Raw genomic sequence first — 10,907 nt, 5'->3', positions numbered from 1 at the left:
AACTGTATTTTTATACAGTATCCGTCACCATGGCAAGTCTTTGTCTCCCGACCGGCCGAGGACCTCTCCTCAAATCGGTCTCACGCGCGCAGTGGCAGCGCCGCGGCGCTGGCAGAAGCGAAGCTCAGGCCAGGAAATCCAGCAGCCGCGCGTGGGTCTGTGTGGCGCGCTCGTACTGCACCCAGTGGCCGCCGTCTTCGATCACCGCGCCCTGGCGCAGCGGATGGCCGGCCGTGAGTTCGGCGACCAGGGGCTGCGGATCGCCCGTCACGTCGTATGCGCCCCACAGCAGCAACTGCGGCACGCCACGCAGGTCCAGCGCATCGAGCGCCTGCTGCAGGCCGCCTGCCAATGACACGTCCTTGCTGCGAAAGCGCGTGCCGTGGCAGGAGATGTCGTGGATTTCGAAGGCCAGCGCGTCGAGGGCCGTTGGGTCGTGCAGCATCAGGGCGGCCAGGTTGTGACGCAGCGCGGCGATCTCCTCTGCCCGGCTGCCTGCGGCACGCCAGTTGATCATCTCCACCGTCAGGCGGCGCAGCGTGCCATGGCCGCCGCTGCCCAAAAGCGCCAGCCGGCGCACATTCCCGCGTTGCACCGCAAAGCGCGCAGCGACCAGTCCGCCGAATGAGAAACCACCCAGGTCGATGGGCGTACCAGCACCGATCAGCGCGTCGAGCGTGCCGCCCAGCGCGGCGAGCAACGGGCCGAGTGGATCGTCGCCCTCGGCCGGGCGTGGTGGCACATCGGAGTCGAGAAAGCCTGGCATGTCGGGCAGCCAGAGCGTGCGCGTGGCACACAGCGCCTCGATGTTTCGGGCCCAGTGCAGCCAGCTTCCGTGGCCACCATGCAGCAGCACCAGCGGCGACTGCGCGTTGCCACTGCCACTGTCACTGCCGCCGAAGCGGCGCCAGCGCACGCGAACGCCTTCATGCACGACGTCGTGGTGGGTGGACAGGGCGTCCAGGCGCGCGATCTCGGCACGTGCGGCGAGGTCGGATTCAGGGGTCACAGGATTCATGGCTTCGACAAGAACGGCGCAACACCGGGCGGCATGCGATGAGGCAAGGGGCGATGGAGACCGGATTCTGCCGGGTTGACGCAGAATCGACCCGTCCACCCGTTCCATCCTGTTTCCTGCATGCAACTTCCCTGGCTCGAACCCGGCGATCCACTTCCTCATCCGCGCCACGCCTGGGGCGACGCCGATCCGGTGCCCGGTCTCCTTGCGGCCGGCGGCGCGCTCGACGTGCCGACGCTGCGCGACGCATACAGCCACGCCATCTTCCCTTGGTTCAGCGACGGCCAGCCGATCCTCTGGTGGAGCCCCGATCCACGCATGACGCTGGCGCCCTCTGCTTTCAAGCTGCACCGCTCGCTGCGCAAGGTGCTGCAGGCCTTTCGCGCCGACACGCGCTGCGAGATCCGCATCGACCACAGCTTCGACGCGGTGATCCGCGCCTGCGCCCAGGCCCCGCGCGAAGGCCAGTCGGGCACCTGGATCGTGGCGCCGATGGTCAAGGCCTACGGCCAGTTGCATCGTGCCGGCCTCGCGCACAGCGTGGAGACCTGGATCGACGGCGAACTGGTGGGCGGCCTCTACTGCGTGGGCATCGGGCGGGCCGTGTTCGGGGAATCGATGTTCGCGCGGCGCACCGACGCGTCCAAGATCGCGCTGGCCGCACTGGTGTGCCTGTGCCGCCGGCATGGCGTGGCACTGATCGATTGCCAGCAGAACACCGCGCACCTCGCGAGCCTGGGCGCAACGGAAGTGGCACGCGCCGATTTCGTGGCGCACGTGGCCCGGGCGCGCGACGAAGCCCCTCCCACATGGGGTTTCGAGCCCGTATACTGGAACGAACTCCTGCCTGCGCGACCCTCCAACCCGACGTGACGCACCTCAAGGAACTCCCGCTCCACACCTTGCAGTTCTATGCAACGGCGCCCTATCCCTGCAGCTACCTGCCGGACAGGCAGGCGCGTTCGCAGGTGGCCACACCGAGCCACCTGATTCACAACGACGCTTACTCCGATTTGGTGCGCAACGGCTTCCGGCGCAGTGGCATGTTCACTTACCGGCCCTATTGCGACGGTTGCACCGCCTGCGTGCCCCTGCGCGTGCAGGTGGGCGACTTCAAGGCCAATCGCAGCCAGCGCCGTGCCATGGCGCGGCATGCCGACCTGCAGGTGCGCGTGCTCAAGCTGTGCTTCGTGCCCGAGCACTACCAGCTCTACCTGCGCTACCAGAACGGTCGCCACGCAGGCGGCGGCATGGACCACGACAGCATCGACCAGTACACGCAGTTCCTTCTGCAGAGCCGCGTGAATTCGCGCCTGGTGGAGTTCCGCGAAACCCTGCCCGACGGACGCCCGGGTGCGCTCAAGATGGTGTCGATCCTCGATGTGCTCAGCGACGGCATCTCGGCCGTCTACACCTTCTATGAACCCGAGGAAGGCACGGGCTACGGCAACTACGGCGTGCTCTGGCAGATCGAGCAGGCGCGCAAACTCGCGCTGCCTTATGTCTACCTCGGCTACTGGATCGCAGGCAGCCCCAAGATGAACTACAAGGCGCGCTACACGCCGCATGAAATGCTGATCGACGGCGAATGGCGCCCACCTTCCGATTTCACAAGGTAAAATCGCAGTCCAGCCATTTCCGCACTGCGATATGACAAAACCTACATCAGACGCCCCGGCCACCCCGGTCATTCAGGTGATCGAGCGGATGTTTGCGTTGATTGACGTCCTGGCGTCACGCGAAGAAGCGATCTCCCTGAAGGAAATCAGCGAGAAGACGGGCCTGCATCCGTCGACCACGCACCGTATCTTGAACGACCTCGCGGTGGGGCGCTTCGTCGACCGGCCTGAGGCCGGCAACTACCGGTTGGGCATGCGGCTGCTGGAACTCGGCAATCTGGTCAAGGGGCGGCTCAACGTGCGCGACGCCGCACTGGGACCGATGCGCGAGCTGCACAAGCTCACACAGCAGCCCGTCAACCTCAGCATGCGCCAAGGCGACGAAATCGTCTACATCGAGCGCTCGTACAGCGAACGCTCGGGCATGCAGGTGGTGCGTGCCATCGGCGGCCGGGCCCCCCTGCACCTGACCTCCACCGGCAAGCTCTTTCTCGCCGCGGACGACCCGCAACGCGTGCGCACCTATGCCACGCGCACCGGGCTGGCCGGCCACACGCGCAACAGCATCACGCAACTGCCCCTGCTGGAGCGCGAGCTGTCGAAAGCCCGCCAGTACGGCATTGCAAGAGACAACGAAGAACTGGAGCTCGGCGTGCGCTGCATGGCCGCCGGCATCTACGACGACCAAAGCAAGCTGGTCGCAGGGCTGTCGATTTCAGCGCCAGCCGACCGGCTCGACGAAGGCTGGCTGCCCAAGCTGCAGGCGACAGCAGCCGAGATTTCGGGCGCGCTGGGATACAACGCCCATCCGGCAACAACACCCTGATCCCTGCGCTCGTTTTCCAGGCTTCGCGGTGAAACGCGCAAGCCTGGAGGCGGCGCGAGTCAATCGCCGGCGATATGCTGCGCCGCGATCGTCTGCAAGCCGGGCGACATGATGTGCGTCGCCTCGACCCAGCGGCGCACGCGCTCGGCGTCCGCGATGCGGCTGAACTTGCCGGCGGAATCCAGGAACACCATGATCAGCTTGCGCCCGGCGATCTTCGTCTGCATCACGAGGCATTGGCCCGCTTCATTGATGAAGCCGGTCTTCTGCACACCGATGTCCCAGTCCGGGCTCTTCACCAGGCGGTTCGTGGTGTTGTACTGCAGCACGCGGTTGCCGACTTCCACCTGATAGTTAGGCGAGGTGGTCAGTTCGCGCACGGTGGGGTTGGATGAGGCGGCGTTCACCAGCAGTGCCAGGTCCTGTGCACTCGACTGGTTCTGGCTCGACAGACCTGTCGGCTCGACATAGCGCGTGTCGTTCATGCCGAGGATGCGGGCCTTGGCATTCATCATGCTGACGAAAGTGGCCAGGCCACCCGGGTAGGTACGGCCCAGCGCATGCGCCGCGCGGTTCTCGCTCGACATCAGCGCCAAGTGCAGCAGTTCACCGCGAGCGAGCGTGGTGCCCACGCGCAAACGCGAGCTGCTGCCCTTTTCGGTGTCGACATCGTCCTGTGTGATGGTGACGAGTTCATCCATTGGCAGATGAGCCTCGGTCACGAGCATGCCGGTCATCAGCTTGGTGATCGATGCAATCGGCAGCACGGCATGGTCGTTCTTGCTGAACAGCACCTCGCGCGTGTCCTGGTCGATGACCAAGGCAGCGCTGGACTTCAGGTCCAGGGCATCCTGGGTGGTGTGCAGGCCAGCCATCTGACCATAGGAAAGCCGCGGCTCTGCCACGCGGACGACCGACTTGCGCTGTACGGCGACGATGGTCTTGCCATTGCGGTTGGTGCGGATGGTCGCCACCACATTGCGGCCACCACGCACGCTTTTTTCGGCGCGGGGTGCCTTGGTTACGGAAGCGGCGACCTTGCGCTTGCTGTCGCTGGAGACCGACGCCTTTTTCGCGTTGGTCCCCTCGCGCTTGGCCGCTTGGGCGGCGGGCAGCATGAACGCCGTGGCGCACAAAGCGACGGCGAAAAAGCGGAAGGCGGGCAGAAACCGCTGGCTGGAAACTCGGTGAAGACGGGCTTCGGGCATTAAAAAACTCTCCAGCGGCGACGTGTAGGAACCGCAGTGTATCGAAATCAAAAAAAGCGCGCAATAACAGTTACTTGCGCGCCCTTTCTAATCCGAAGTAACGGGTCTCGTCGCAACCTACCCTTGCGCTACCACTTTATCGGCTTGGCTCTGCAACTTGTTGAGGGCACTCAGGTACGCCTTGGCCGACGCCACCACGATGTCGGGGTCTGCGCCCACACCATTGACCACTCGACCCGCATTCTGCAGACGCACCGTGACTTCCCCCTGGCTTTCGGTCGACCCGCTGATCGCGTTGACCGAATAGAGCACCATCTCCGCACCGCTGCGGACATGCGACTCGATCGCCTTGAGCGATGCATCCACCGGACCATTGCCGTCGGATTCACCCGTCACTTCCTTGCCCTGCACGGTGAAGACGACGCGCGCCTGGGGCCGCTCGCCGGTTTCGCTGTGCTGGGACAAAGATACAAAGCCAAACTGTTCTCCAACGTTCGAACCCTCCTCGTCGCTGACCAGCGCGAGGATGTCTTCGTCGAATATTTCGCTCTTGCGGTCGGCCAACTCCTTGAAGCGGGCGAAGGCGGTGTTGATGTCCGCCTCGCTCTCCATGGTCACGCCCAGCTCGACCAGCCGCTGCTTGAACGCATTGCGTCCACTGAGCTTGCCCAGCACGATCTTGTTGTGGCTCCAGCCCACGTCCTCGGCACGCATGATCTCGTAGGTGTCGCGCGCCTTGAGCACGCCGTCCTGGTGGATGCCCGAAGCGTGCGCGAATGCATTCGCACCCACCACCGCCTTGTTCGGCTGCACCACGAAGCCGGTGGTCTGGCTCACCATGCGGCTGGCTGCCAGCAGGTGCTGTGCGTCGATGCCCATGTCGAGGCCGAAATAATCGCGGCGGGTCTTCACGGCCATCACGATCTCTTCGAGCGAGCAGTTGCCCGCGCGCTCGCCCAGCCCGTTGATGGTGCATTCGACCTGGCGTGCGCCGCCGATCTTCACGCCGGCCAACGAGTTCGCCACCGCCATGCCCAGGTCGTTGTGGCAATGCACCGACCAGATCGCCTTGTCGCTGTTTGGCACGCGCTCGCGCAGGGTCTTGATGAAGGTGCCGTACAGCTCGGGAATGGCGTAGCCGACCGTGTCGGGCACGTTGATGGTGGTCGCACCCTCGGCGATCACGGCTTCGATCACGCGGCACAGGAAATCCATGTCGCTGCGGTAACCGTCTTCGGGGCTGAACTCGACGTCGCCCACCAGATTGCGCGCGAAGCGCACGGCGAGCTTTGCCTGCTCGAATACCTCGTCGGGCGACATGCGGAGCTTTTTCTCCATGTGCAACGGCGAGGTGGCGATGAAGGTGTGAATGCGGCTGCTGGCCGCGCCCTTGAGCGCCTCGGCCGCGCGTGAGATGTCGCGGTCATTGGCGCGCGACAGGCCGCACACGGTCGAGTCCTTGATGGCGTTGGCCACCAGGCGCACGGCCTCGAAGTCCCCGTTCGAGCTGGCCGGAAACCCGGCCTCGATCACGTCGACCTTCAGCCGCTCGAGCAGCCGCGCGATGCGCAGCTTCTCGTCCTTGGTCATCGAAGCGCCGGGCGATTGCTCGCCGTCGCGCAAGGTGGTGTCGAAAATGATCAGCTTGTCGGTCATCGTGGATCTCCGTGATTTATTTTGGGCCGCACCCGGCGCGCTTCGGACGCTGTCCGCTCAGGTGGTCGCAGGTTCGGATTGTGCGCTGTGCGCGTCCTGGCCCCGCGCACGGGTCAGGCCCGAAACGATGGCCTTGAGCGAAGCCGAGACGATGTTCGCGTCCATCCCCACGCCGAACAGCGTGCGGGTCTCGTCCACGCGCAGCTCGAGATAAGCCACCGCCTGGGCATCGGCACCCGCGCCGATCGCGTGCTGGTGGTAGTCGATCACGCGGATGGCATGGCCGGTGCTGGTTGCCAGCGCCTGGATGAAGGCATCGATCGGCCCGTTGCCGCGGCCTTCGATGGGGCGGACCTCCCCGTTCCACGGCAGCTCGCCGCGCAGCACGACCGACGCAGATGCGCCCTCGCCCTGCTCTTCGAGCACCCGGTGCTGCAAGGCCTGCACGGTCTTGATGCCGTACTCCTTCTCGAACAATGCGTACAGATCGGCGGCCGTGAGTTCCTTGCCGGCCACGTCCATCACGCGCTGCACGGCCTGCATGAACTCCATCTGCAGGCGGCGCGGCATCTCCAGGCCGTACTCGCTTTCGAGCAGGTAGGCCATGCCGCCCTTGCCCGACTGGCTGTTGACGCGAATCACTGCCTCGTAGCTGCGGCCCACGTCCTTCGGGTCGATCGGCAGGTAGGGCATGTCCCAGATGTCGCCGTCCTTGCGCGCCGCAAAGGCCTTCTTGATGGCGTCCTGGTGCGAGCCCGAGAACGAGGTGTAGACCAGGTCACCGACATACGGGTGGCGCGGGTGCACCGGAATCTGGTTGCAGTGCTCGACCACGACGCGGATCTCGTCGATGTTGGAGAAGTCCAACTCCGGCGACACGCCCTGCGTGTACAGATTGAGCGCGACATTCACCAGGTCAAGATTGCCCGTGCGCTCGCCGTTGCCGAAGAGGCAACCTTCGATGCGGTCCGCACCCGCCATGAGCGCGAACTCGCCCGCTGCGGTGCCGGTACCGCGGTCGTTGTGCGGATGCACCGACAGCACGATGGCCTCGCGGCGATCGAGGTGGCGGTGCATCCACTCGATCATGTCGGCGAAGATGTTCGGCGTCGAATGTTCCACCGTCGAAGGCAGGTTGACGATGCACTTGCGCTCGGGCGTCGGCGCCCAGACCGCGGTGACCGCATCGACCACGCGCTTGGAAAAAGCCAGGTCGGTGCCCGAGAACATCTCCGGCGAATACTGGAAGGTCCACTGGGTGGCAGGCTGCCTGGCAGCGCAATCGTTGAACATGCGCGCATGCGTGACGGCCAACTCGACGATCTGGTCTTCGTCCATGCCGAGCACGACACGGCGCATCACCGGAGCCACTGCGTTGTAGAGATGCACGATGGCGCGCGGCGCGCCCTGCAGCGACTCGAAGGTGCGCGTGATGAGGTGGTCGCGTGCCTGCGTGAGCACCTGGATGGTCACGTCGTCGGGAATGCGGTCCTCCTCGATCAGGCGACGCACGAAGTCGAACTCGACTTGCGACGCCGATGGAAAGCCGACCTCGATTTCCTTGAAGCCGATTGCCACGAGCGTCTCGAACATGCGCATCTTGCGGTCGATGTCCATCGGCTCGACGAGCGCCTGGTTGCCGTCGCGCAGGTCGGTCGACAGCCAGATCGGGGCCTTGGTCAGCACGGCGTCGGGCCAGGTGCGGTCCTTGAGGGCGATCGGTGCGAACGCGCGATATTTGGCTTGAGGTTGCTTCAACATGTCGATTTCTCTTGGTGATGGGACTTCACCAGCAACCCCAAACAAAACGGCCCGTTGCTGGTGCGAACGGGCCGTGGTGAGGGATTTGCGCGTGCGCTACCGTCTCCGCCCGAAGGGGATCAGTAGTAGGGCCAGCGAAATCTTGTTCATGAGGATGAAGACTTTATCACAGCCCGGCCTACTTGTGCAGGCCGCGTTCGTCTGGCTCCTCGGTGGAAATACTGATGACGCTCACCGGCTGGCCCTTGGCACGTCGCCAGGCGTACACCACGTAGCCGCTCAGGCCATAGGCAACGAACACACCGAACAGCACAGTCGGCGGATGAATGTTGATGACCGCGATGCCCAGCGCGATCAGCACGATCACGACGAAGGGCACGCTCTTCTTCATCTGGACGTCCTTGAAGCTGTAGAAAGGCGCGTTTGTGACCATCGACAGCCCTGCATACAACGTGAAGACGAAGGTGACCCAGGTGATCTGATGCCACGACAGGTACAGCACTTCGCCGCCACGCTTGCCCCACTCGGTCATGAGCCAGATGAAACCGGCCACCAGAGCGGCCGCCGCCGGCGAAGGCAGGCCCTGGAACCAGCGCTTGTCGACCGTGCCCGTGTTCACGTTGAAGCGCGCCAGGCGCAATGCGGCGCAGGCGCAGTACACGAAGGCTGCAATCCAGCCCCAGCGTCCGAGGCCCTTGAGCGACCACTCGTAAGCGATGAGCGCGGGCGCGGCACCGAAGGACACCATGTCCGACAGCGAATCCATCTGCTCGCCGAACGCGCTCTGCGTGTTGGTCATGCGTGCGACACGCCCATCCAGGCTGTCGAGGATCATGGCCGCGAACACGCCCAGCGCCGCCAGGTCGAAGCGCGCATTCATGGCCATCACGACCGAGTAGAAACCACCGAACAATGCAGCCAGCGTGAACAGGTTCGGCAGGATATAGATGCCCTTGCGACGCTTGCGCGGTGCAATGTCGTCGGGCAGCGTGTCGTCATGCATGGAGGCAGAATCCGGTTGGGGTCGGGGCCCCATGGAATGTAATTTTCATCGGTTGCAGTGTAGTTCAGGCCACCTCGGGCCAGAAACGGAAAAGGCCACCGCGAAGGTGGCCCCTGTTCGCAGCGAAGGCGATCAGTTCTTGGTCTGGTCGACCAGCTTGTTCTTCATGATCCAGGGCATCATCTGGCGCAGCTTCGCACCGACCACCTCGATCTGGTGCTCGGCGTTCAGGCGGCGGCGGCTGATCAGCGTAGGCGCGCCGGCAGCGTTTTCCAGCACGAAGCTCTTGGCGTACTCGCCGGTCTGGATGTCCTTGAGCACTTGCTTCATGGCCTTCTTGGTCTCTTCGGTCACGATGCGCGGGCCCGTGACGTACTCGCCGTATTCGGCGTTGTTCGAGATCGAGTAGTTCATGTTGGCGATGCCGCCTTCATAGATCAGGTCGACGATCAGCTTGAGTTCGTGCAGGCATTCGAAATACGCCATTTCAGGCGCGTAGCCAGCTTCCACCAGCGTCTCGAAGCCGGCCTTGATCAGTTCGACCGCACCACCGCACAGCACGGCCTGTTCGCCGAACAGGTCGGTTTCGGTCTCTTCGCGGAAGTTGGTCTCGATGATGCCGGCCTTGCCGCCACCGTTGGCTGCGGCGTAGCTCAGGGCGAGGTCACGCGCCTTGCCCGACTTGTCCTGATGCACGGCCACGAGATGGGGCACGCCACCACCTTGCGTGTAAGTGCCGCGCACGGTATGGCCGGGCGCCTTGGGGGCGACCATCCAGACGTCGAGGTCGGCGCGCGGCTGCACGAAGCCGTAGTGCACGTTGAAGCCGTGCGCGAAGACGAGCGAAGCGCCTTCCTTGATGTTCGGTGCCACGTCGTTCTTGTAGACGTTGGCGATCTGCTCGTCGGGCAGCAGGATCATGACGACGTCGGCGGCCTTCACGGCCTCGGCCACTTCAGCGACCTTCAGGCCAGCCTTCTCGACCTTCGGCCACGAAGCGCCGCCCTTGCGCAGACCGACCACGACCTTCACGCCGCTGTCGTTCAGATTCTGTGCGTGCGCATGGCCTTGCGAGCCATAACCGATGATGGCGACGGTCTTGCCCTTGATCAGGCTCAGGTCCGTGTCCTTGTCGTAGTAAACCTTCATGATTGCTCCTTCGTTGACTCGTTGGGGGGTGTTGAATTGAAAAACTAGACGCGCAGGATGCGCTCGCCGCGCCCGATGCCGCTGGCACCGGTACGCACGGTTTCGAGAATCGCGGCGCGGTCGATGGCCTCGAGGAACGCATCGTTCTTGCCGTGGTCGCCGGTGAGCTCGATGGTGTAGCTCTTGTCGGTCACGTCGATGATGCGGCCGCGGAAGATCTCCGCCATGCGCATCATCTCCTCGCGCTCCTTGCCGACCGCGCGCACCTTCACCATCATGAGCTCGCGCTCGGTGTAGGCACCCTCGGTCAGGTCGACGACCTTGACCACTTCGATCAGGCGGTTCAGGTGCTTGGTGATCTGCTCGATCACGTCGTCAGAACCGGCCGTCACGATGGTCATGCGCGAGAGGCTCGGGTCCTCCGTCGGTGCCACGGTCAGGGATTCGATGTTGTAGCCACGGGCCGAGAACAAGCCCACCACGCGCGACAGCGCGCCGGGCTCGTTTTCCAGCAGGACAGCAATGATGTGTTTCATGTGTGCGAACTCCTCTTTTCGCCGCCCTCCCCCGCGCACGGTAATGCGCGGGCTCGACGGACAATAGATTTGTCGATTAAAAGTTGAAACCCGGTCCTTCGGACACGGGGACTTGTAGCTTCGCCGCCGCT

10 protein-coding genes are annotated in these 10,907 nt (G+C 64.1%); 3 read left to right on the top strand and 7 right to left on the bottom strand.

Translation table 11 applies throughout. From position 1 onward, the window contains the following. Positions 1-124 precede the first annotated feature (124 nt). Positions 125-1,018 carry an alpha/beta fold hydrolase gene (locus tag J2W36_RS21895; protein ID WP_307691890.1) on the bottom strand — a complete coding sequence of 298 codons (894 nt, stop codon included), beginning with the start codon at positions 1,016-1,018 and terminating at the stop codon, positions 125-127. A gap of 120 nt (positions 1,019-1,138) precedes the next feature. Between J2W36_RS21895 and aat the strand changes: the two genes are divergently transcribed. The 3 genes from aat to J2W36_RS21880 are packed head-to-tail and all read left to right on the top strand — an operon-like array spanning position 1,139 to position 3,463. Continuing rightward, positions 1,139-1,891: a leucyl/phenylalanyl-tRNA--protein transferase gene (aat, locus tag J2W36_RS21890; protein ID WP_307691889.1), complete on the top strand. Its 753-nt coding sequence runs from the start codon at positions 1,139-1,141 to the stop codon at positions 1,889-1,891. Further along, complete coding sequence (locus J2W36_RS21885) at positions 1,888-2,637, top strand: arginyltransferase (RefSeq protein WP_307691888.1); 750 nt, start codon at positions 1,888-1,890, stop codon at positions 2,635-2,637. Before aat ends, J2W36_RS21885 begins: the two co-directional genes overlap by 4 nt. 31 nt (positions 2,638-2,668) lie before the next feature. Beyond that, a complete protein-coding gene (locus J2W36_RS21880; protein WP_307691887.1) occupies positions 2,669-3,463 on the top strand; it encodes an IclR family transcriptional regulator in 795 nt (264 codons plus the stop codon). A gap of 59 nt (positions 3,464-3,522) precedes the next feature. Here J2W36_RS21880 and pbpG read toward each other — a convergent pair whose 3' ends face one another. The 6 genes from pbpG to ilvN all read right to left on the bottom strand — a co-directional run bounded on the left by pbpG (position 3,523) and on the right by ilvN (position 10,776). Next, complete coding sequence (pbpG, locus tag J2W36_RS21875) at positions 3,523-4,671, bottom strand: D-alanyl-D-alanine endopeptidase (RefSeq protein ID WP_307691886.1); 1,149 nt, start codon at positions 4,669-4,671, stop codon at positions 3,523-3,525. 117 nt (positions 4,672-4,788) lie between these two features. Continuing rightward, positions 4,789-6,327, bottom strand: coding sequence for a 2-isopropylmalate synthase (locus J2W36_RS21870; protein ID WP_307691885.1), 1,539 nt, complete (start codon positions 6,325-6,327; stop codon positions 4,789-4,791). Positions 6,328-6,384: 57 nt separating this feature from the next. Beyond that, positions 6,385-8,088, bottom strand: a complete 1,704-nt coding sequence (gene leuA / locus J2W36_RS21865; protein WP_307691884.1) for a 2-isopropylmalate synthase — start codon at positions 8,086-8,088, stop codon at positions 6,385-6,387. 178 nt (positions 8,089-8,266) lie between these two features. Then, positions 8,267-9,091 carry a CDP-diacylglycerol--serine O-phosphatidyltransferase gene (gene pssA, locus J2W36_RS21860; protein ID WP_307691883.1) on the bottom strand — a complete coding sequence of 275 codons (825 nt, stop codon included), beginning with the start codon at positions 9,089-9,091 and terminating at the stop codon, positions 8,267-8,269. A 132-nt stretch (positions 9,092-9,223) separates the two neighbouring features. Next, positions 9,224-10,240, bottom strand: coding sequence for a ketol-acid reductoisomerase (gene ilvC / locus J2W36_RS21855; RefSeq protein WP_307691882.1), 1,017 nt, complete (start codon positions 10,238-10,240; stop codon positions 9,224-9,226). A 44-nt stretch (positions 10,241-10,284) separates the two neighbouring features. Further along, a complete protein-coding gene (gene ilvN / locus J2W36_RS21850; protein ID WP_158722722.1) occupies positions 10,285-10,776 on the bottom strand; it encodes an acetolactate synthase small subunit in 492 nt (163 codons plus the stop codon). Positions 10,777-10,907: the final 131 nt, after the last annotated feature.

Source organism: Variovorax ginsengisoli, assembly GCF_030811835.1.
Lineage (GTDB): Bacteria > Pseudomonadota > Gammaproteobacteria > Burkholderiales > Burkholderiaceae_C > Variovorax > Variovorax ginsengisoli_C.
Note: the sequence above shows the minus strand (reverse complement) of the source record. Positions and strands in the feature narration are given on the sequence as shown.

Excerpts from the sequence above, each read along its gene's own strand:
- J2W36_RS21895 (WP_307691890.1), bottom strand. The coding sequence starts at position 1,018 with ATGAATCCTGTGACCCCTGAATCCGACCTCGCCGCACGTGCCGAGATC.
- aat (WP_307691889.1), top strand. The coding sequence starts at position 1,139 with ATGCAACTTCCCTGGCTCGAACCCGGCGATCCACTTCCTCATCCGCGC.
- J2W36_RS21880 (WP_307691887.1), top strand. The coding sequence starts at position 2,669 with ATGACAAAACCTACATCAGACGCCCCGGCCACCCCGGTCATTCAGGTG.
- pbpG (WP_307691886.1), bottom strand. The coding sequence starts at position 4,671 with ATGCCCGAAGCCCGTCTTCACCGAGTTTCCAGCCAGCGGTTTCTGCCC.
- J2W36_RS21870 (WP_307691885.1), bottom strand. The coding sequence starts at position 6,327 with ATGACCGACAAGCTGATCATTTTCGACACCACCTTGCGCGACGGCGAG.
- leuA (WP_307691884.1), bottom strand. The coding sequence starts at position 8,088 with ATGTTGAAGCAACCTCAAGCCAAATATCGCGCGTTCGCACCGATCGCC.
- pssA (WP_307691883.1), bottom strand. The coding sequence starts at position 9,091 with ATGCATGACGACACGCTGCCCGACGACATTGCACCGCGCAAGCGTCGC.
- ilvC (WP_307691882.1), bottom strand. The coding sequence starts at position 10,240 with ATGAAGGTTTACTACGACAAGGACACGGACCTGAGCCTGATCAAGGGC.
- ilvN (WP_158722722.1), bottom strand. The coding sequence starts at position 10,776 with ATGAAACACATCATTGCTGTCCTGCTGGAAAACGAGCCCGGCGCGCTG.